The sequence below is a fragment of the Bradyrhizobium sp. RDM12 genome (assembly GCF_051917485.1).
In the GTDB taxonomy this organism is placed as follows: domain Bacteria; phylum Pseudomonadota; class Alphaproteobacteria; order Rhizobiales; family Xanthobacteraceae; genus Bradyrhizobium.
On record NZ_CM133064.1, the window covers coordinates 3,915,173 to 3,936,153 of the forward strand.

A 20,981-nucleotide genomic window follows, 5' to 3' on the forward strand; every position below is an offset into this window, starting at 1 on the left:
TCCTGTGACGCAGGTTTCGAATCGAAAATCATGTCCTTCGACATGCGAGTGCCCATCGCTACGTTCGCACCTGGAAAGAGTGGTTTCGCGAAAACAAAGGCGGCCTTCCAGAGGGAAGCAGGAATCGGAATGGTTCGTTGGGGTAACCCCATTCCTTCAAAAATCCGACCGATCATTTCACGATAGGTCAGCGTCTCGCCGCCGGGGAGAGAATAGAACTTGTTCGCAGCGGACGCGGTTGATGCGGCCGCGATGGCTCCGATGGCCAGATCCTCCGCATGTACCGGCTGTCGGAGACCGAGCCGCCGCCGACCAGGGCATGAAGCCAAATCGCCGGATGAGGCGCGAGAGCGGCGTAATGTTTGTGTCGCGGCCGGGATCGTAGATCAATGTCGGACGCAAGATCGTCCATTCGACAGCGTTCCGTGCGCAAGCCAGCACGATCCTGTCTTCAGCCTCGGCGAGCCTTCCAAGCAACTCTCGCTCTTCAGCGACCTCGCTGTCTCGCTTGGTCATGACGCTGGTAGAGCTGAATACGACGATCCGCTTCAGCGAAGGACTGAAGATATGGGGAAGCGCGTCCGCCAACAGAATGGCATCGGCGGTACAGTAGAGGGTCGTGAATGCCGGGAAATTCAGGGCGTCAGGCTTTGCCAGGTCACCGCAAAACCAGTCAACATTTGCAGCGCTCTTTCGTGATCTGGAGAGGGCGAGCGGTCGCTGTCCGCTCTGCAGCAGCAGCCGGAGAATATGGCCGCCGACCAGCCCCGTGGCGCCAATGACCAGGCATCTTTTTTCGTCCGCCGAACTCATTTGGTCGATCATTTCTTGAGTGATCCAGATTCGCACGCTCAAAGGGCAGCGTCCAGTGGCGCGCTTCGGAACTTGACGGACGCCGTGTTGCTTCAACGTCGTCAGGCAGTCAATCCGCGCGCGATGGAGTCCGGCCGCGAACTCCTCCTTCCTCCGCTTTGCAACTGCTCTAGCTCGACTTCGCCGGCGCTGCTCTAGCGAACCCCGTCCTTGCGATTAGTCGCTCCGGTCGATTGTTCGGCCTGCTCCGCCTTCTCGCGTTCGGCAGCCGGGACCTGGCGCAGGCGTTGGCGTTCCTTCATCCATGCCTCGTATTGCGGCGTCCCCGGTCGCGGTGGGGCATCCGCGGGCAGGCCGCCGGCCCATTGCGGGACATAGTCGCCCATGCCTGCTGACAGCTTCTCGTTGACGGTGCCGCAGCCGGACAGGCCCGCCGCAAGCCCGACGAGAAGCAGGAGAGAATGGAAACGCGTGGACATTGTACTGCGCCGGGTTCGGAACTGGGAGGTCAGACGCCGGAAAACCAGCGGGTCAGGAAGCTAGTCTTCAACAAGATAAAATTGGCTTATTCGAGGTGGGTATCTAAACACCGAATAAGACGAGCGCCTCGGTCGCCAATGTTCAAATTCGGCAAACGAAAGACGAAATCCTTCATCCATCCGCCAAGTCGCACTTCTAGACTGCGGCCATCTGCTCGCGACAATCTGGCTTGGTCGGCGACTGGGCTTTTCGTTGACAAGTCCATTTCATTTGTACAATCGTCCAAATGATAGCAGCCAGGCTCGGGTGCTCGGGCTACCCGGCGTGACCGCGACGTGGTTCTCGACGATAGGTCATTGTGACGGGTGGCTTGCGCCGAATGGTCGCCAAACGTCCGATTGACAATGAGGGCGCGAAAGACACCTTGTGACGCGCGACATCGCTCGCGCGTGGATTAAGGTGAGGCAAGGACCGGGCACTCGGTCCGGCGCACAAGAGGTCAGGAATAAAGGGAGGGACATCTGATGTTCGAACGCAAACAGTTTACGCAAACGGTCTCTTGGGTCGCCGCGGCTGCCGCCATCGCGGGCCTTGCGGCTGTCGTACCGGCCAAGGCGGATGACACCGTCAAGGTCGGCCTGATCCTGCCGATGACCGGCGGCCAGGCCTCGACCGGGAAGCAGATCGAGAACGCGATCAAGCTCTACATGCAGCAGAAGGGCGACACCGTCGCCGGCAAGAAGATCGAGATCATCGTCAAGGATGACGCGGCAATCCCGGACAAGACCAAGACCGCCGCGCAGGAGCTCATCGTCAACGACAAGGTCAATTTCATCGGCGGCTTCGGCGTGACGCCGGCGGCGCTCGCCGCCGCGCCGCTGGCGACCCAGGCCAAGATTCCGGAAGTCGTGATGGCGGCCGGCACATCCATCATCACCGAGCGCTCGCCGTACATCGTGCGCACCAGCTTCACGCTCGCGCAGTCCTCGACCATCATCGGCGACTGGGCAGTGAAGAACGGCATCAAAAAGGTGGCGACGTTGACCTCGGACTACGCGCCGGGCAATGACGCGCTCAACTTCTTCAAGGCGCACTTTACCGCTGGCGGCGGCGAGGTGGTCGAAGAGGTCAAGACGCCGCTCGCCAACCCCGATTTCGCGCCGTTCCTGCAGCGCATGAAGGATGCCAAGCCCGACGCGATCTTCGTGTTCGTGCCGGCGGGCCAGGGCGGCAATTTCATGAAGCAATATGCCGAGCGCGGCCTCGACAAGGCCGGTATCAAGGTGATCGGACCGGGCGACGTCACTGACGACGACCTGCTCAACAACATGGGCGACGCCGTGCTCGGAACCGTGACCGCGCATATCTACTCGGCCGCGCATCCTTCGCAAATGAATAAAGACTTCGTCGCCGCCTACAAGAAGGCGTTCGGTACGCGTCCCGGCTTCATGGCGGTGAGCGGCTATGACGGCATCCACCTGATCTACGAGGCGCTGAAGAAGACCAATGGCGACACCGACGGCACCAAGCTGGTCGAAGCCATGAAGAGTCAGAAATGGGAGAGCCCGCGCGGCCCGATCTCGATCGATCCGGAGACGCGCGACATCATCCAGAACGTCTACATCCGCAAGGTCGAGAAGGTCGACGGCGAGCTCTACAACGTCGAGTTCGCGACCTTCGAGGCGGTCAAGGATCTCGGCAAGACCAAGAAATAAGGACGTATTGTTTGCGTAGCGCGTGCCGCGTACTCGCTGCACCTCGCCCGCAAGCGCTTGCGGGAGGGGTCGGCGCAAAGCGCCGGGCGAGGGTTCCCTCCACGTTGGGAGCGTTCATTGCGGAGGCACCCCCACCCCAGCCCTCCCCGCAAGCGGAAGAGGGAGTGCAGCATCGTACGCGGCTAGACCTCATATGATCTCGACGGCGATCGATCCACGATGACCTCAATCCTCACCAACCTGTTCGATGGCGTCGCCTACGGCATGCTGCTGTTTGTGCTCGCCTGCGGGCTCGCGGTCACGCTCGGCCTGATGAACTTCGTCAACCTCGCCCATGGCGCCTTCGCCATGGCGGGCGGCTATGTCTGCATGGTGCTGGTCAACAGGATGGGATGGCCGTTCTTCGCCGCGCTGCCGCTCGCTTTTGTCTCCGCGGCCGCGATCGGAATTGCGCTGGAGCGTACGCTCTATCGCCACCTTTATGCGCGCAGCCATCTCGACCAGGTGCTGTTCACGATCGGCCTGACCTTCATGTCGGTCGCGGCCGTCGACTACATCCAGGGCTCGTCGCGGGTCTTCATCAACCTGCCGGCCGCGCTGCAGGGCCAGTTCGACGTGTTCGGCGTCGGCATCGGCCGCTATCGGCTGATGATCATCGTGATCTGCGGCCTGCTCACCATTGGTCTCCAGATGGTGCTGGCCAAGACCCGCTTCGGCAGCCGTCTTCGCGCCGCCGTCGATGATCCCCGCGCCGCGAGCGGCCTCGGCATCAACGTGCCGCAGGTGTTCGCCTTCACCTTTGCTTTTGGATGCGGGCTTGCGGGTCTCGGTGGTGCGCTGAGCGCCGAGATCCTCGGCCTCGATCCGTATTTCCCGCTGAAGTTCATGATCTACTTCCTGATCGTGGTCACCGTCGGCGGCTCGTCCTCGATCACCGGACCGTTTCTGGCCTCGCTCCTGCTCGGCATCGGCGACGTCGCCGGCAAATATTACGTGCCGAAGATGGGACCGTTCGTGATCTACACCATGATGATCGTGATCCTGATCTGGCGCCCGAACGGCCTGTTCGGCCGCACGGCTGCGCGTTGAGTTTGCCGATGAACGCTTCTTCCGACGTCGGTCATCACGCCCAGCGGCGGGCACGCTGGCATTATGGCGAGGCCGCCTTCTGGCTCGTCTTGCTCGCTTGCGGCTTTCTGTTTCCCACGCGCTATCTGATCATGACCGACATCCTGCGGCTGGCGCTGTTTGCGATGTCGCTCGATCTCGTCCTTGGCTATGCCGGCATCGTCTCGCTCGGCCACGCCGCCTTTTTCGGCGTCGGCGCCTATGCCGCGGGGTTGCTGGCGCTGCACGGCTTCATCAACGAACCGGTGCTGGCGCTGATTGCCGCAGGTCTTGCCGCGATGGTGCTCGGCTTCGCCACCAGCTTCCTGGTGATCCGCGGCGTCGACCTGACGCGGCTGATGGTGACGCTCGGCATTGCGTTGCTGCTGGAAGCGCTCGCCGAGCGCTTCTCCAACGTCACCGGCGGCACCGACGGCCTGCAGGGCATCGAGATGCAGCCGATCCTCGGTGAGATCCCGTTCGATATGTTCGGCAAGGCCGGCTTCTTCTATTCACTGGCTGTGCTGTTCGTACTGTTCCTGCTCGCCCGCCGCATCGTGCATTCGCCGTTTGGCCTGTCGCTGCGCGCGATCAAGAACAATCCGCTTCGCGCCGCTGCCATTGGCATTCCCGTCAACCGCCGCCTGATCGCGATCTATACGCTCGCGGCGTTCTATGCCGGCATCGCAGGCGCGCTGTTCACCCAGACCACGGCGATCGCTTCGCTCGATGTGTTCGCCTTCGACCGCTCCGCCGATCTGATGCTGGTGCTCGTGATCGGCGGCACCGGCTATCTCTATGGCGGGCTGATCGGCGCGGTGATCTTCCGCATGCTCCAGGAAGTGTTTTCCACGATCACCCCGCAATATTGGCAGTTCTGGATCGGTCTCGTGCTGGTCGTGATCGTGCTGGTCGGCCGCCAGCGCCTGCATCGCTGGGTGCTTTATATGCCGAACCTGATCGTCAAGCAGGTCGCCGGACGCAAGGCCGTTGTCGCCGTGCCGGAGAACGACGCATGACCATCGCGCTCGAAACCCAGAATCTCGAGAAGACATTTGGCGGCCTGCGCGTCACCCGCGACCTGTCGCTGAGGATCGAGCAGGGCGCCCGCCATGCACTGATCGGTCCGAACGGCGCCGGCAAGACCACTGTCATTAACCAGCTCACCGGCGTGCTCAAGCCGAACTCGGGCCGCATTCTGCTCGAAGGCCAGGACATTACCGATCTCCCGGTGCACAGGCGCGTGCTGCGCGGCCTGTCGCGCACCTTCCAGATCAACCAGCTCTATCCTGATCTCACCCCGCTCGAGACCATCGGCCTTGCCGTTTCCGAACGCCTCGGGCATGGCGGCGACTGGTGGCGGCGGATGGGCACGCGCAACGATGTCAATGACGAGATCGCCGATCTGTTGACGCGCTTCCATCTGCTCGATGTCATGAACGAAGAGACCGTGACGCTGCCTTACGGCAAGCAGCGCCTGCTCGAGATCGCGGTCGCGATCGCCGCCAAGCCGCGCGTGCTGCTGCTGGACGAGCCCGCCGCCGGCGTGCCGGAGAGCGAGCGCCACGACATTCTCGCTGTCGTAGGCAGCCTGCCGCGCGACGTGACCGTTCTGCTGATCGAGCACGACATGGACCTCGTGTTCTCCTTTGCCGACCGCATCTCGGTGCTGGTGTCCGGCGCGCTGCTGACCGAAGGTGCGCCAGACCAGGTCGCGCGCGATCCGCAGGTGAAGGCGGTCTATCTCGGCGAGGAGGCGGTCAATGTCTGACCTGCTCGCAATCGATTCACTTCGCGCCGGCTATGGCGAGGCGGTGGTGCTGCCCAACATGTCCCTGCGCCTTGCCGAAGGGCAGGTGCTGGCGCTGCTCGGGCGCAACGGCACCGGCAAGACCACACTGATCAACTCCATCGTCGGCGTCACCCGCCGGTTCTCCGGCAACGTCACCCTCGGCGGAGCCGATGTCACGACCATGCGGCCGGACCAGCGGGCGCGCGCCGGCATTGGCTGGGTGCCGCAGGAGCGCAACATCTTCCGCTCGCTGACGGTGGAGGAGAACATGACCGCGGTGGCGCAGCCCGGTCCCTGGACTGTCGGGAAAGTCTACGAGATGTTCCCGCGGCTGAAGGAGCGGCGGAGCAACTTCGGCAACCAGCTCTCCGGCGGTGAGCAGCAGATGCTGGCGATCGGCCGTGCGCTGATCCTCAACCCCAAAGTCCTGCTGCTGGACGAGCCGACCGAGGGTCTGGCCCCCATCATCGTCGAGGAGCTTCTGAAGGCGATCGGGACCATCACCCGGTCCGGCGGCATCTGTTCGATCATCGTCGAGCAAAACGCCCAAAAGATTCTGGGGCTCGCCGACCGTGTTGTGATATTGGAGCGCGGAACGATCGTCCACGACGCCCCGAGCGCCGCGCTGAAGGCCGACCCGTCGGTCCTGGAGCGCCACCTCGGCGTCGCAGGGGCGGCGGCCCACTAAAAAATCCTCGGGAGTTCAAGAATGCAGCGAACCAAAGCCCCCTTCCGCGCCGACGAGGTCGGCAGCCTCCTTCGTCCCGCAAAGATCAAGGAAGCCCGCGCGAGGCTCGAGAAGGGCGAGATTTCGGCCGACGATCTGCGCAAGATCGAGGACATGGAGATCGAGAAGGTCGTGCACAAGCAGGCCTCGCTCGGCCTGAAGCTCGCGACCGACGGCGAATTCCGCCGCTCCTGGTGGCATTTCGATTTCCTGGCCAAGCTCACCGGCTGCGAAATGTTTCATCCAGACACTGGCATCCAGTTCGCAGGCGTCGAGACGCGGCATGACGCGGTCCGCGTGATCGGTAAGCTCGATTTCCCCGACCACCATCCCATGCTGGATCACTTCCGCTTCCTGAAGAAGTCCGCCGACCAGGCCCACGTCACCGCCAAGATGACGATCCCCTCGCCAGCCGTGCTGCACTTCCGTGGCGGCCGCAAGGCGATCTCCAAGGACGTCTATCCGGATCTCGATGCCTTCTACGAAGATCTCGGCAAGACCTACCGCAAGGCCGTGAAGGCGTTCTACGACGCCGGCTGCCGTTATCTGCAGTTCGACGACACCGTGTGGGCCTATCTCTGCTCGCCCGACGAATTGCAGAAGGCGCGCGAGCGCGGCGACAATCCGGAAGGCCTGCAGCAGATCTACGCGCGCATCATCAACTACGCGCTGGCCGAGAAGCCCGCCGACATGGTGGTGACCACGCATGTCTGCCGCGGCAATTTCCGCTCGACCTGGATTTCATCGGGCGGCTACGAGCCGGTTGCGGAGACCATGCTGGCCGGCACCAACTACGACGGCTACTTCCTGGAATACGACAGCGATCGTGCCGGCGGATTCGAGCCGCTGCGCTTCCTGCCCAAGGGCAACAAGGTCGTCGTGGTCGGCGTCATCACCTCGAAGTTCGGCGAGCTCGAGAAGAAGGACGACATCAAGCGCCGCCTCGAAGAAGCCTCCAAGTTCGCTCCGCTGGAGCAGCTCGCGCTGTCGCCGCAGTGCGGCTTTGCCTCGACCGAGGAAGGCAACATCCTCTCCGAGGAGGAGCAGTGGGCCAAGCTCAGCCTCGCGGTGGAGATCGCCAAGGAAGTGTGGGGCAACTGAGGCGCGACTAGTCTTGCTCTTGTCCCGAACGCGCTGCAACGCTCTTGCGTTGCTGCGCAGAGCCGGGACCCAGGCAGCGGGCAGTAGCGCGGAGAAATGGGCCCCGGCTCTGCGGCGCATCGCTGAAGCAGCGCTGCGCCGCGTCCGGGGCAAGAGAGTGCCTCACTTCTCCGCCAGATAGATCTCGCCCAGCAGCGACGAGTTCGACCACGGCACCTGCTTGTTCTTCGTGTCCGAGACCACCTCGGCCCGCACCCGCGTCAGCATCTGCTGCACTTCCAGCCCCGGCGTGCCGATGTGGCGGCGCCGCGGAGAACGGCGAATTGGCGCCTTCGCCATCGAGCGCCACCTGGCCCGGTGCGGTCGCGAATGCGATCAGCGTGCCGGCCCCTAACGTCGCGCCGGACCCGAGGCTCGACGGAGGCGAGGCCTGGCGCGCCCTCGATGCCGCGACTGCTGCCGGCGCTTGCGACCTGCTGCGCCATCGGATTGTTGCGGCAGGCATCGAAGATCAGGATATTAGTACGGACCTGGTCGTCGAGGCCGGCCTTGATCGTGTCCATGTCGATCATCGCTCGGTCATGCTCTCGCCCGGCTTGAGTTCGACATCGAGGGAATGAGGTAGTTACGGCCGTCGACCTGCACGCCGCGGCCGGCATAGTAAACGATTGCGACCTGCGCCCGCGCCGCATCACGCAAAAACGCGCGTGTCATCCTCTGAGATCGTTCTTCGCGCGCCAGATCGCAGTGCGGCATTGCCGCGGTTGTGGAAGATGATGCCATCAGGCGGCCCGAGCTTCAGTGCGTCGTCGAAATCCGCGATCGCGAGGTCGTAGGCGCCGTTGTCGTAACAGGCCGAGCCCCGCAAATTGTAGGCCGCCTGGCTCGGCTGCAGCCGGATAGCTTCGGTGGTATCGGCAATGACAGGGGCGTAATCGCCCTTCTTATTCCAGCCCACCGCGCCAGAAATAGACCATCGCGAGCTGCTCGCCCTTGAACACCTTCAGCGCGATGATCTTGCTGCAGGCGTCGACCATCTGGTCCGCCGGCGTGGTCTCGGTGGTGCAGAGCGGGCCGAGCTGGCTGCGCGATTGCCCGGATGCCGGCGCCGAACAGAGTGTTGAAGCGAGCAGGCGGAGCGCGACAAGCAGGCGGCGCATGGCGATGGTCCCGGACTTCAGGAGAGGCGCTCGTTTGTCGCCCGGCGGCGGGCCGGGGTTGATCGCTCCCACCATCACCAACCTCGCGGGCGGCTGCTTCATTCGGGTATTCCCAGAGTGGGCAGAATTTGCTAGGAGGCAAGTCCCAACTTCTCTGCCCACTGCCATCCCACTTATGAAAAACGACGAAATCCTGAGCCAAATCACCGAGTTCTGCCGTAAGGCGGACATGGCGGAATCGACGTTTGGCCGACGTGCAGTGAACGATGGGAAGCTCGTGCAGCGGCTGCGGGAGGGCAAGCGCATCACCATCGACACGCTGGAGCGAATCCAGGCCTATATCGCCGCGTCCACGACGGGCGGCCTGCCGCCACCGCGGGGGCTCCAGGTACCCCCGGAAAAGCGCGATCCGCGCGGTAATTTCCGCTTCTTCGAGAACCGGCAGAAATATCTCTTGTTCGTCCACACCTGCAGTGAGAAGCGGGTGGTTGCGGAGCGCGTCTCGCTGGAACTCGCCAGCATCCATCCTCGGCCGCCTGCCCTGCGCATCTTCGACGCCGGCGTCGGCGACGGCACGGTGCTGGCGCGGGTGCTGCGCGCCACGCATCAGCGCTACCCGCACATGCCGTTCTACGTTGCCGGCAAGGAGCTCAGTCTCGAGGATTTGCGCCTGACGCTGGAGAAGGTGCCGGATCGAATTTTCGAACATCCTGCGTCGGTTTTCGTCTTCACCAACATGTTCTACTCGGAGGCGCCCTGGCTGACGCCGGCCTCGCCTGCGGCCGCCGCTGCCACCGTCTGGCACGAGGTCCCCCTGCGGGGCGCCTCATCAGGCGAGTTCGAGCAGCAGATCGCCGAGCTTCGGCCGTTCCTGGAGCAGAACTGGCGTGCCGCGATCAGCCCGCGCACGGCGATGCCGCTATATGAACGCCCGGTCGTGCTGGTGCTCTACCGCGAGGACCACCGATTCCTGCTGGATTCGACTATTCCGCGACCGGGCCAGACCGAGGCCAATTTCGACCTCGTCATTGCATCCCAGCCATACCGGGCCCTGTCCTCGGTCAATTTCCGGGCCAAGCGGATCATCGCACCGCTGGCGCGGGCGTTGCGGCCGGGCGGCCGCCTGATCGGTATTCACTCCCATGGTCACGATCCGGGCATGGAAATGATCCAGGCGATCTGGCCTGGAGAAAATCCTTTCTCGGTGAGCCGTCATGAGCTATTGCGCGCCGTTAAGTATGAGCTTGGATCGTTGGGCCGCGACTTAAATTTTAATGCATATGCGGATAACCGTTCGATCTTCAGGTATGATATGGAAGCGCTGCCCAACGAGGTGACGGGTACCATCGGAACCTCGACGGCCTTTGCAGCGTGGAATGCGGCGGTGTATGTCGCTCAGATTGAGGACGACCGGTTGACAGATATGACTCAAAACGGTCGCACTCTGGATGCCGCCAGGGATGTGCTGCGAAAGTACAACGGGCTCTGGTTTCTCGACGAATCCTACGTCATCTCGCGCCGGCGTGATTGACATAATCCAAGGGTAAACATCGCAAACGTCCGCCCGAAGCGGCGGAACAAGGGGTTACTGATGCGCGCGTCCTATCTTTTCACCAGCGAGTCCGTGTCCGAAGGCCATCCGGACAAGGTCTGCGACCGGATTTCCGATGAAATCGTCGACCTGTTTTACCGGGAAGGGCCCAAGGCCGGCATCGATCCCTGGCAGATCCGCGCGGCCTGCGAGACGCTGGCCACCACCAACAAGGTCGTGATCGCCGGTGAGACCCGTGGTCCGAAGTCCGTCACCAACGAGCAGATCGAAAGCGTCGTGCGCGACGCGATCAAGGACATCGGTTACGAGCAGGACGGCTTCCACTGGCAGAAGGCGGACATCGAGATCTTGCTGCACCCGCAATCGGCCGACATCGCGCAGGGCGTCGACGCGCTGCAGCCGGGCGAAGTCAAGGAAGAGGGCGCGGGCGACCAGGGCATCATGTTCGGTTACGCCACCAACGAGACGCCCGATCTGATGCCGGCGCCGATCTTCTACGCCCACAAGATCCTCCGCCTCATTTCCGAAGCGCGTCACTCCGGCCGCGAGAAAGTGCTGGGCCCGGATTCCAAGAGCCAGGTCACCGTGCAGTACGAGAACGGCAAGCCGGTCGGCGTGCGCGAGATCGTGGTGTCGCATCAGCATCTGGTCGAGGACATCTCGTCGAAGCAGATCCGCGACATCGTCGAGCCCTATGTGCGCGAGGCGCTGCCGAAGGACTGGATCACGCCGAAGACCATCTGGCACATCAATCCCACCGGCAAGTTCTACATCGGCGGTCCCGATGGCGACTCCGGCCTGACCGGCCGCAAGATCATCGTCGACACCTATGGCGGTGCGGCCCCGCATGGCGGCGGCGCGTTCTCCGGCAAGGATCCGACCAAGGTCGATCGCTCCGCGGCTTACGCGGCCCGCTACGTCGCCAAGAACATCGTCGCCGCCGGCCTTGCCGACCGCTGCACGCTGCAGCTCGCCTACGCCATCGGCGTCGCGCGGCCGCTGTCGATCTACATCGACACCCACGGCACCGGTAAGGTGTCCGAGGATCAGCTCGAGAAGGCCGCTGCCAAGGCGATGGACCTCACCCCGCGCGGCATCCGCAGCCATCTCGATCTCAACCGCCCGATCTACGCGCGCACCTCGGCCTATGGCCATTTCGGCCGCACGCCGGACAACGAGGGCGGCTTCTCCTGGGAGAAGACCGATCTCGTCGAGGCGCTCAAGCGCGCGGTCTGACGCTCTTACCTCGCCCCGCTTGCGGGAGAGCATAGGCCGCCTTCGGCGGCCGTCTCTTAGAGACGCCGAAGCAAAGCTTCGGCTATGCGCGAAGCGGCGGGTGAGGGGGACTCTCCGCGAAGGCAGTGCGCCGATAGAGCCCCTCACCCCAGCCCTCTCCCCGTAAGAATGGGGGAGAGGGAGAAACTCTGCCACAAAGCCCTCAGCTTGCTTTGTTACTGACACGCCAGCCCCATCGATTAGGAAACAGACATGAACGCGAAGCCCGGCTTCACCGATTACATCGTCAAGGACATCTCGCTCGCCGATTTCGGCCGCAAGGAGCTCTCACTCGCCGAGACCGAGATGCCGGGCCTGATGGCCACCCGCGAAGAGTACGGCCCGAAGCAGCCGTTGAAGGGCGCGCGTATCGCGGGCTCCCTGCATATGACGATCCAGACCGGCGTGCTGATCGAGACGTTGGCAGCCCTCGGCGCTGACATTCGCTGGGTCTCCTGCAACATCTATTCGACGCAGGACCACGCCGCAGCGGCGATCGCAGCCGCCGGCATTCCGGTGTTCGCGGTCAAGGGTGAGACGCTGACCGAATATTGGGACTACACCGCAAAACTGTTCGACTGGCACGGCGGCGGTCACCCGAACATGATCCTCGACGACGGCGGCGACGCCACCATGTATGTCCATCTCGGTCTGCGCGCCGAGAACGGCGACACCGCGTTCCTGGACAAGCCGGCTTCGGAAGAAGAGGAAGTCTTCTTCGCGCTTTTGAAGAAGCAGCTCAAGGAAAAGCCGAAGGGCTACTTCGCCGGGATCGCCAACAGCATCAAGGGCGTTTCCGAAGAGACCACCACGGGCGTGCATCGTCTCTATGACATGCAGAAGGCGGGCACGCTGCTGTGGCCTGCCATTAACGTCAACGACAGCGTCACCAAGTCGAAGTTCGACAACCTCTATGGCTGCCGTGAATCGCTGGTCGATGGCATCCGCCGTGGCACCGACGTGATGATGTCGGGCAAGGTCGCGATGGTCGCGGGTTTCGGCGACGTCGGCAAGGGTTCGGCGGCTTCGCTGCGGCAGGCCGGCTGCCGCGTGATGGTGTCGGAAGTCGATCCGATCTGCGCGCTGCAGGCGTCGATGGAGGGTTATGAAGTCACCACGATGGAAGACGCCGCGCCCCGCGCCGACATCTTCGTCACCGCGACCGGCAACAAGGACATCATCACCATCGAGCACATGCGTGCGATGAAGGATCGTGCCATCGTGTGCAACATCGGTCACTTCGACAACGAGATCCAGATCGCGTCTCTGCGCAATCTGAAGTGGACCAACATCAAGCCGCAGGTCGACGAGATCGAGTTCCCCGACAAGCACCGCATCATCTTGCTGTCGGAAGGCCGGCTCGTGAACCTCGGCAATGCGATGGGCCATCCGTCCTTCGTGATGTCGGCGTCCTTCACCAACCAGACGCTGGCGCAGATCGAGCTGTTCGCCAACAACAAGGACGGCAAGTACAAGAAGGAAGTCTACGTGCTGCCGAAGACGCTCGACGAGAAGGTTGCGCGCCTGCATCTGGCCAAGATCGGCGTCAAGCTCACCGAGCTCCGCAAGGACCAGGCCGACTATATCGGTGTGAAGCAGGAAGGTCCGTACAAGTCGGACCATTATCGCTACTGAGCCGCTGATCACATCGATCATCGATGCAAAGCCCCGGAGCGATCCGGGGCTTTGTTGCTTCGGCCTATGGAATTCAACTCGCTTTGCAGTTGCTGCACGGCTGTTTGCCGATTGACGGCTAGCAGCGACGGGCGGACAATCGCTCCCGGCGGAGGAAACGATGCAACAAGAGCATTTCGACGTGCTGATCGTCGGTGCCGGCCTGTCCGGTGTCGGCGCGGGCTATCATCTTCAGAGCAAGTGTCCGGGCAAGAGCTACGTCATCCTGGAGGGGCGCGACTGCATCGGCGGCACCTGGGACCTGTTTCGCTATCCCGGCATCCGCTCCGACAGCGACATGTTCACGCTCGGCTATTCCTTCAAGCCGTGGACCGACCCGAAGGCGATCGCCGACGGGCCGCAGATCCTGAACTATGTGCGCGAGACCGCCGCCGAGAACGGCATCGAGAAGCACATCCGCTTCCGTCATCGCGCCACGCGCGCGGCGTGGTCGACGCCGGACGCGCGCTGGACCGTCGAGGTCGAACGCGCCGCAGGCGACGGCGCGACCGAGCTCGTGCGCTTCACCTGCAATTTCCTGTTCATGTGCTCGGGCTATTACAAATACGAAGCGGGCTATACGCCGGAGTTCAATGGCGTTGCCGATTTCGCCGGCCGCATCGTGCATCCGCAGAAATGGACTGAGGACATCGACTATGCGGGCAAACGCGTCGTCGTAATCGGTTCGGGCGCGACGGCGGTGACGCTGGTGCCGGAACTCGCCAAGAAAGCTGCACAAGTCACCATGCTGCAGCGCTCGCCGACTTACGTGGTGTCGCGCCCGGCGCAGGATCCCGTCGCCAACAAATTGCGCCGCAATCTGCCGACGCGGCTGGCTTATCACGTCATCCGCTGGCGCAACGTGATGTGGGGGATGTTCTTCTTCCAGCTCAGCCGGCGGCGGCCGGACAAGGTGAAGAACCTGATCCTGGGCGGCGTGCGGATGGCGCTCGGGCCGGACTACGACATCGCCACGCATTTCACGCCGCGCTACAACCCCTGGGACCAACGGCTGTGTCTCGTACCCGATGGCGATCTGTTCAGGGCGATCCGCGAAAAGCGCGCCGCCGTCGTCACGAACGAGATCGACACCTTTACCCGCGATGGCATCCGCCTGAAGGACGGCAGCGAGCTTGCCGCCGATATCATCGTGACGGCGACGGGCCTGGTGCTCCAGGTCGTCGGCGCGTTAGAGGTCAGCGTCGACGGCCGCACCGTCGATTTCGCCAGCACGCTGACCTACAAGGGCATGATGTATGCCGACGTGCCGAACATGGCTTCGGCCTTCGGCTACACCAACGCGTCCTGGACGCTGAAATGCGATCTCACCTGCGAATATGTCTGCCGTCTCATCAACTACATGGACCGGCACAATTTCCGCCAGGCCATGCCGCACAATGACGACCCCGAGATCACTGCGCAGCCGTCGCTCGATTTCACCTCGGGCTATGTGCAGCGCTCGGTCGCGAAGATGCCGAAGCAAGGCTCGAAACAGCCGTGGCGGCTGTACCAGAACTACGCCCTCGACATCGTCTCGTTGCGCTTCGGCCGGATCGACGACGGCGTGATGCGATATTCCTGATCCCGCCGCCGCTCTATGCGGCTGCCAATGCGTTGTTTTGCGTATACGGCCGCCCCCGCTGAATCAGGGATGGTTCCGAACGGTTAACGCCGGATTAACGGATGAGTCCTAGCCTGTCCCGGCCGGGGTTACTCGCGAGGCCGAGGTGAGCCCAATGGAAGCCCAGAAGATCGCGGTCGATGCCGTCGTGGCGCTGACCGATTGCGACCGCGATGCGGTCATCGCCTTTATCCGCCGGCTCTATCTCGCCGGCGTCACCGACCCCAAGCGCCTGACCTTTAAGGGCCTTCAGGCGCTGTCGCGCTCGTGATTCGGCTCGTTTCGGCCCCGTGCCCCCAAGATTGACCGCAACCCACCGGTGAATATCTTGCCGCTTGGGCCGGACGGGGGTAGATCACGTCCCCGGTTGGGTTCACTCGGGAACTTGGGGAATGCTAAAGCAGCTTTTTGCGCCGCAACTTGTCGTTTTGTATGTGCTTGCGGCCTCGACGATTTACGTTCATTTCCGCGGCAAGCAGCGGCTGCGCTTCGCGCGCCAGCTCGGCGATCACTCGACCTATCTCGCTCCCTACAATGTGCTGATGTATGCGGGCTCGGCCGTGCCGAACAAGCCCGTCATCGCCGTCGAGCAGTTTCCCGAACTGAAGCCGCTCAGCGAGAACTGGGAGTCCATCCGCGACGAGGCGGTCCGCCTATTCGACGAAGGCTTTATCCGCGCGGCAGCGAAGAACAACGATTGGGGCTTCTACTCGTTCTTCAAGAGCGGCTGGAAACGCTTCTACCTGAAATGGTACGACGACTTCCTGCCCTCGGCGCGCTCGCTGTGCCCGAAGACGGTGGAGCTGCTCAATTCGATTCCGAGCGTGCATGGAGCGATGTTCGCGATGCTGCCGCCGGGCGGCAAGCTCGGCGCGCACCGCGATCCGTTCGCGGGCTCGCTGCGCTATCATCTCGGCCTGGTGACGCCGAACTCGAACAAGTGCCGCATCCTGGTCGACAGCGTCGAATGCGTCTGGCGTGACGGGGAGGCCTTCATGTTCGACGAGACTTTCATTCACAGCGCGGAGAATGCGACCGGCGTCAACCGCATCATCCTGTTCTGCGATGTCGAGCGCCCGATGAAGTTCGGCTTCATGACCGCGATCAACCGCTGGGTCAGCCATCACATCGTCAAGGCGTCGGCGACCCAGAACGTCGACGGCGAGAGCGTCGGCGTGCTCAATAAGGTCTTCGGCAAGCTCTACGAGGTCCATCTCGGCAGCCGCAGGGTCAAGGAGTGGAATCGTAACGTCTACTACACGCTGAAATACTCGATGACGGCCCTGATCCTCGGCCTGATCGTGCTGTCGGCGCTGCGGTGAATGGGGCAGGCCGTGGAGCTCTTGCCGGTCGCGAACGCGGATGTCGTGGAGTTCTTCCACCGCTGGCTCGAAACCTTCGCGGGTTATGTCCGCGAAGTCGACTATGCTTCGGCGCGGCCGCTCTTCCATCCTGATGTGTTGGCCTTCGGCACGCATAACGATGTCATTCCGGGCCTCGATCAGTGGGTCTCGTCCCAATGGAATAACGTCTGGCCGAAGACGACCGACTTTCGGTTCGTGCTCGAGCAGGCCGCGATCCTGGCGTCATCCGATGGCACGATGGCGACCGTGATCGCGCCCTGGACCAGCGCAGGCTATCATCCCGATGGCAGCGCGTTTCCGCGGCCGGGCCGGGCAACGATGGTGTTTTCGAGGGATGGCGATGGTTGGCTGTGCGTGCATTCGCACATGTCGCTCAATCGCGGCGTTCCGCAGGCGAGTCATGCCAATCGGCCGGTGAAGGCCTGGTAAAGGGCAGTCACCGCGGGCCCGATCGGCGACTAAAGTTTTAGCCTCTCGTTCCGGCCGGTTGGAACCATCGGAACCTGATATCGTTCGTTCTACAACGAACAATCGATGAAAACGCGCAAGCGGGGGTCTGTCGGAGGGAGCATTCCGATGGCAACACTTGACCTTGATGTCACCCAACTCACTACATCCGAGCATCAGCGCCAGCTTCGTCGCGCCGTGATCGCCTCCACGATCGGGACTGCGATCGAATGGTATGATTTTTTCCTCTACAGCACTGTCACAGGTCTGGTTTTCGCAAAGCTGTTCTTTCCGCACTCCGATCCCTGGGTCGGCACGCTGGAAGCGTTTGCGATCTACGCGGTCGGCTTCGTCGCGCGCCCGATCGGCGCGGCCATCTTTGGGCACTATGGCGACCGCATCGGACGCAAATCCACACTGATCGCGACCCTGCTCTTGATGGGATTGGCGACTGCAGCGGTGGCCGTGGTGCCGACCTATGCAAGCGTCGGCATCTGGGGTGCCGTGATCCTGACCGTACTGCGATTCATTCAGGGCGTCGGCGTCGGCGGCGAATGGGGCGGCTCCGTGCTGATGTCGATGGAATGGGCCCGCAACGATCACTCCCGAGGATTGATCGCATCATGGCCGCAATTCGGCGTGCCATGCGGCCTGTTTCTCGCCAATCTCGCCGTGCTGGCGTTCAGCCAGATGGCGGGCGATCAGTTCCTGGCGTGGGGCTGGCGCATTCCGTTCGCGCTCAGCATCATCCTGGTCGGTGTCGGCCTCTACATCCGGCTCGGCATTCTCGAAACGCCCGTGTTCTCAAAGCTCGTGGCCGAACGTCAGGTCGACCGCACGCCGATGCTGACCGTGATCCGGGAATATCCGAAGGAAATTCTGCTGTCCGCCTTCGCGCGCATGTCGGAGCAGGCGCCGTTCTACATCTTCACTGCCTTCGTGTTCTCATATGGCATCGGCACCCTGCACGTGTCGCGCGACTTCCTGCTGACCGCGGTGCTCTCGGCCTCGGTGCTGTCCTTTGTCTCGATCCCGCTCTGCGGGCACATCTCAGATCAGATCGGCCGCAAGAAAATGTACATGCTCGGCGCTGCCGCGACCGGCATCTTCGGCTTCATCTATTTCGCGATGCTCAATACCGGATCGCTGACCATCATCTTCCTGGCGATCATCCTCTCGCTGATTCCGCATGACATGCAGTACGGGCCGCAAGCCGCCTTGATCGCCGAGAGCTTTACCGGGCGCCTGCGCTACAGCGGCTCCTCGCTAGGCTATCAGCTCGCATCCGTGATCGCCGGCGGCCCCGCGCCGCTGATCGCCGCCTGGCTGTTCGGCACATTCCACTCGGCGACCGCCATTGCGGTTTATATCGCGATCTGCGCAATCATCACGCTGGCCGCAACCGCGATGATGACCGACTACACCGGGAAGGACATCAACGCGGCGGGAGCGCACGAGCGGCGAATTTGAGACCACAAAAAGCCTCGGACGCAATGTCCGGGGCTTTGCTCTTCCCGCCATATAAAATCAGCCTTACTCCGGCTGGCCGATGCTCACCTTCAGCGTGCCGACGCCGTCGACGCCGCATTCGAGCTTGTCGCCGGGCTGGAGCTGCGACACGCCGGCGGGCGTGCCCGTCATGATGATGTCTCCGGCGGCGAGCTTCACCTGCTGCGACAGCTGCCAGATCGTCTCCGGCACGTTCCAGATCATCTGCTCGGAGATCGCCCGTCTGCGCTTCCTTGCCGTTGACCGTGAGCCAGATCTTGCCCTTGGAGGGATGGCCGATCTTTGAAGCCGGCTGCACCGCGGAGGCGGGCGCCGAGCCGTCGAATGACTTGCCGATCTCCCACGGACGCTCCTTCTTGCGCGAGGCGATCTGAAGGTCGCGGCGGGTAAGGTCGATGCCGACGGCGTAGCCGTAGACATGGTCGAGCGCCTTGTCGGCGGGGATGTTGAGGCCGCCGCTCTTCAGCGCCACGATCAACTCGACCTCGTGATGCAGATCCTTGGTCAGCGGCGGATAGGGAATGGTGGCGCCGTCCGGCACCAGCATGTCGGCGTGCTTGGCGAAGAAGAACGGCGGCGCGCGCTCGTCATTGCCCATCTCGCGAATGTGCTCGAGATAGTTGCGACCGACGCACCAGATGCGGCGCACCGGGTAACGGCCGGACTCGCCGACGACGGGAAGCGAAGCCTGCGGCGGAAGCGGGATGACGTAGGAGGCGGCGTTCATGAAGCGATCTCGCTGCTCTTGAGGTGGACGGAACTTTATGCGGTGGCGCTGATCGGCGCCCGAGCGCCGCTGTCGCGATGTTGCAGGCGGAAGAACGAGGCGTAGCGGCCGGAGCGGCGGAGCAGCTCCTCATGCCGGCCCTGCTCGACGATCTCGCCGGCCTCGACCACCAGGATCGCATCCGCATGCATGATGGTGTGCAGGCGGTGCGCGATCACCAGGGTGGTGCGGTTCTGGCAGAGATGCTCGATCGCCTCCTGCACCTGCCGCTCGGACTCGGAATCGAGCGCGGCAGTGGCCTCATCCAGCAGGATGATCGGGGCGTTCTTGATCAGCGCGCGCGCCACCGCTATGCGCTGGCGCTGGCCGCCCGAGAGTTGCGTGCCGTGCTCGCCGACCGGCGTGTCGTAGCCGAGCGGGAAGCTCATGATGAAATCATGCGCGCAGGCGGCCTTCGCGGCCTCCATGATCTCGCTCTCGCTCGCGCCTGGTTTCCCGAAGGCGATGTTGTTGCGGATGGTGTCGCGGAACAGATAGACGTCCTGGCCGACATAGGCGGTCTGCGCCCGCAGCGATTTGCGCGACGCCGCACCGATCGACTGGCCATCGATCACGATGTCGCCTTGCGTCACCTCGTAGAAGCGCAACAGCAGCGCCAGCACGGTCGACTTGCCGCCGCCGGAGGGGCCGACCAGCGCGGTGACCTTGCCGGGTTCGGCGACAAAACTCATTCGGTTGAGCACGGTCTCATTGGCGCGATAGGAGAAGCTGACGTCGCGCAGCTCGATCCGCGCATCGGAGAGTTTGAGCGCCGGCTTGTCGTCGTCGGAATGCTCGCTGGCCGGGCTGTCGACAACTTCGAGCAGCATGCGCGCGCCGACGAGCTGGCTGTTGAGGTCGATGTTGAGCCGCGCCAGCCGCTTGGCCGGCTCGGTCGCCATCAGGAAGGCGGTCATGAAGGAGAAGAAAGCGCCGGGCGTGGCGTTGAGCGCGACCACGCTGTAGCCGCCATAGAGCAAGCAGCCGGCGACCGCGAAACCGCCGAGCATTTCCATCAGTGGGTTGGAGCGGTTGGCGACGCGGGCCATCTTGTTGGCGTTGCGCTCGACGATTCCGATGTTCTCGTCGATGCGCTTCTGCATTGTCTCTTCGAGCGTGAACGCCTTCACGGTGCGGATGCCTTGCAGCGACTCCTGCATCGTTTCCATGATGTCGGCGGTGCCGGTGAACTGGTTGAAGGCGAGACCCTTGATGCGCTTGACCAGCTTGCGCAGCACCAGCATCGCCGGCGGCACCGCGACGAGGCCGATCAGCGACATCAGCGGATCCTGCCACACCATCACGCCGATCATGGCGAGCAGCATCAGCAGGTCGCGCCCGATGGCGTTGACCAGCATGTTGAGCACATCTGTGATCGATTTGGCGCCGGCCGTCAGCCGCGCCAGGAATTCGGACGAATGCCGCTCCGAGAAGAAGCCGACGCTCTCGCGCATCAGCTTGGTAAACAGCTGGCGCTGGTTGGTGGCGAGGATGGCGTTACTGATCTTGGTCAGGATCACCATGTGGCCGTAGGTCGCCACGCCCTTGATGAACAGCAGGATCACGGTGATGCCCGAGAACATCGCGATGCCCGGAATGTTCTTGTCGACATAGGCCTGGTTGATGACCTGACCGAGCACGTAGGTTGCGCCTGCTGTGGCGCCGGCGGCCGCCGCCATCAGCGCAAAGGCGACGAGATAGCGCCGCCAGTAGACGACCCCCTGTTCCGTGACCAGGCGGCGGATCAGGACCATCGCCTCATAGGGATCGTCGGTAATTTTCTTTGGAAACTGGGCCATGCGTAGTCCATTGACGGCCAAGGCGAAAAGCCTGCCCGCGCGTCAGGGATCGAATGGCCTCTGTGCCCGCTAAAGCTAC

Annotated in this window: 17 protein-coding genes and 2 pseudogenes; 14 read left to right on the forward strand and 5 right to left on the reverse strand. The window is 63.0% G+C overall.

Translation table 11 applies throughout. The annotated features are described in order from the left end of the window. Positions 1-177: 177 nt before the first annotated feature. Together ACTGJ9_RS18900 and ACTGJ9_RS18905 are read right to left on the reverse strand one after the other, a co-directional pair. A complete protein-coding gene (locus ACTGJ9_RS18900) occupies positions 178-825 on the reverse strand; it encodes an SDR family oxidoreductase (RefSeq protein ID WP_456678284.1) in 648 nt (215 codons plus the stop codon). 182 nt (positions 826-1,007) lie between these two features. Beyond that, positions 1,008-1,292 carry a hypothetical protein gene (locus ACTGJ9_RS18905; protein WP_456678285.1) on the reverse strand — a complete coding sequence of 95 codons (285 nt, stop codon included), beginning with the start codon at positions 1,290-1,292 and terminating at the stop codon, positions 1,008-1,010. Between the two features lie 525 nt (positions 1,293-1,817). On the opposite strand from ACTGJ9_RS18905, the gene ACTGJ9_RS18910 reads away from it, so the two are divergent. The 6 genes from ACTGJ9_RS18910 (at position 1,818) to ACTGJ9_RS18935 (ending at position 7,735) form a co-directional block, all read left to right on the forward strand. Next, positions 1,818-3,008: an ABC transporter substrate-binding protein gene (locus tag ACTGJ9_RS18910; RefSeq protein ID WP_456678286.1), complete on the forward strand. Its 1,191-nt coding sequence runs from the start codon at positions 1,818-1,820 to the stop codon at positions 3,006-3,008. Positions 3,009-3,227: 219 nt separating this feature from the next. Further along, positions 3,228-4,097 carry a branched-chain amino acid ABC transporter permease gene (locus tag ACTGJ9_RS18915; protein ID WP_200473121.1) on the forward strand — a complete coding sequence of 290 codons (870 nt, stop codon included), beginning with the start codon at positions 3,228-3,230 and terminating at the stop codon, positions 4,095-4,097. An 8-nt stretch (positions 4,098-4,105) separates the two neighbouring features. Continuing rightward, positions 4,106-5,134: a branched-chain amino acid ABC transporter permease gene (locus ACTGJ9_RS18920; RefSeq protein WP_456678287.1), complete on the forward strand. Its 1,029-nt coding sequence runs from the start codon at positions 4,106-4,108 to the stop codon at positions 5,132-5,134. After that, entirely contained in the window at positions 5,131-5,886 is a 756-nt protein-coding gene (locus tag ACTGJ9_RS18925) for an ABC transporter ATP-binding protein (protein WP_456678288.1), read from the forward strand. Before ACTGJ9_RS18920 ends, ACTGJ9_RS18925 begins: the two co-directional genes overlap by 4 nt. Beyond that, the gene (locus ACTGJ9_RS18930; protein ID WP_456678289.1) at positions 5,879-6,595 is read left to right on the forward strand and encodes an ABC transporter ATP-binding protein; all 717 of its coding nucleotides are present in this window, start codon (positions 5,879-5,881) and stop codon (positions 6,593-6,595) included. Before ACTGJ9_RS18925 ends, ACTGJ9_RS18930 begins: the two co-directional genes overlap by 8 nt. A gap of 21 nt (positions 6,596-6,616) precedes the next feature. Next, the gene (locus tag ACTGJ9_RS18935) at positions 6,617-7,735 is read left to right on the forward strand and encodes a cobalamin-independent methionine synthase II family protein (RefSeq protein ID WP_456678290.1); all 1,119 of its coding nucleotides are present in this window, start codon (positions 6,617-6,619) and stop codon (positions 7,733-7,735) included. A 162-nt stretch (positions 7,736-7,897) separates the two neighbouring features. Here ACTGJ9_RS18935 and ACTGJ9_RS18940 read toward each other — a convergent pair. Then, a pseudogene (locus tag ACTGJ9_RS18940) lies at positions 7,898-8,895 on the reverse strand (caspase family protein). A 175-nt stretch (positions 8,896-9,070) separates the two neighbouring features. Here ACTGJ9_RS18940 and ACTGJ9_RS18945 point away from each other — a divergent pair. The 8 genes from ACTGJ9_RS18945 to ACTGJ9_RS18980 all read left to right on the forward strand — a co-directional run bounded on the left by ACTGJ9_RS18945 (position 9,071) and on the right by ACTGJ9_RS18980 (position 18,298). Next, on the forward strand, positions 9,071-10,426 hold the full coding sequence (locus ACTGJ9_RS18945) for a hypothetical protein (protein WP_456678572.1): 1,356 nt from the start codon (positions 9,071-9,073) through the stop codon (positions 10,424-10,426). Positions 10,427-10,486: 60 nt separating this feature from the next. Then, entirely contained in the window at positions 10,487-11,683 is a 1,197-nt protein-coding gene (metK, locus tag ACTGJ9_RS18950; protein ID WP_456678291.1) for a methionine adenosyltransferase, read from the forward strand. Between the two features lie 252 nt (positions 11,684-11,935). Then, on the forward strand, positions 11,936-13,357 hold the full coding sequence (gene ahcY, locus ACTGJ9_RS18955; RefSeq protein ID WP_456678292.1) for an adenosylhomocysteinase: 1,422 nt from the start codon (positions 11,936-11,938) through the stop codon (positions 13,355-13,357). A gap of 160 nt (positions 13,358-13,517) precedes the next feature. Beyond that, positions 13,518-14,978, forward strand: a complete 1,461-nt coding sequence (locus tag ACTGJ9_RS18960; protein WP_456678293.1) for a flavin-containing monooxygenase — start codon at positions 13,518-13,520, stop codon at positions 14,976-14,978. Between the two features lie 154 nt (positions 14,979-15,132). Next, positions 15,133-15,288 (forward strand): hypothetical protein, encoded by a 156-nt coding sequence (locus tag ACTGJ9_RS18965; RefSeq protein ID WP_167527491.1) that lies wholly within the window; start codon positions 15,133-15,135, stop codon positions 15,286-15,288. A 121-nt stretch (positions 15,289-15,409) separates the two neighbouring features. Continuing rightward, complete coding sequence (locus ACTGJ9_RS18970) at positions 15,410-16,339, forward strand: aspartyl/asparaginyl beta-hydroxylase domain-containing protein (protein ID WP_456678294.1); 930 nt, start codon at positions 15,410-15,412, stop codon at positions 16,337-16,339. A 12-nt stretch (positions 16,340-16,351) separates the two neighbouring features. Continuing rightward, positions 16,352-16,810: a YybH family protein gene (locus tag ACTGJ9_RS18975; RefSeq protein ID WP_456678295.1), complete on the forward strand. Its 459-nt coding sequence runs from the start codon at positions 16,352-16,354 to the stop codon at positions 16,808-16,810. Between the two features lie 147 nt (positions 16,811-16,957). Next, positions 16,958-18,298 (forward strand): MFS transporter, encoded by a 1,341-nt coding sequence (locus ACTGJ9_RS18980; RefSeq protein ID WP_456678296.1) that lies wholly within the window; start codon positions 16,958-16,960, stop codon positions 18,296-18,298. Positions 18,299-18,361: 63 nt separating this feature from the next. On the opposite strand, the pseudogene ACTGJ9_RS18985 reads toward ACTGJ9_RS18980, so the two are convergent. After that, a pseudogene (locus ACTGJ9_RS18985) lies at positions 18,362-19,064 on the reverse strand (fumarylacetoacetate hydrolase family protein). Positions 19,065-19,099: 35 nt separating this feature from the next. Beyond that, complete coding sequence (locus tag ACTGJ9_RS18990) at positions 19,100-20,902, reverse strand: ABC transporter ATP-binding protein (RefSeq protein WP_456678297.1); 1,803 nt, start codon at positions 20,900-20,902, stop codon at positions 19,100-19,102. Positions 20,903-20,981 lie beyond the last annotated feature (79 nt).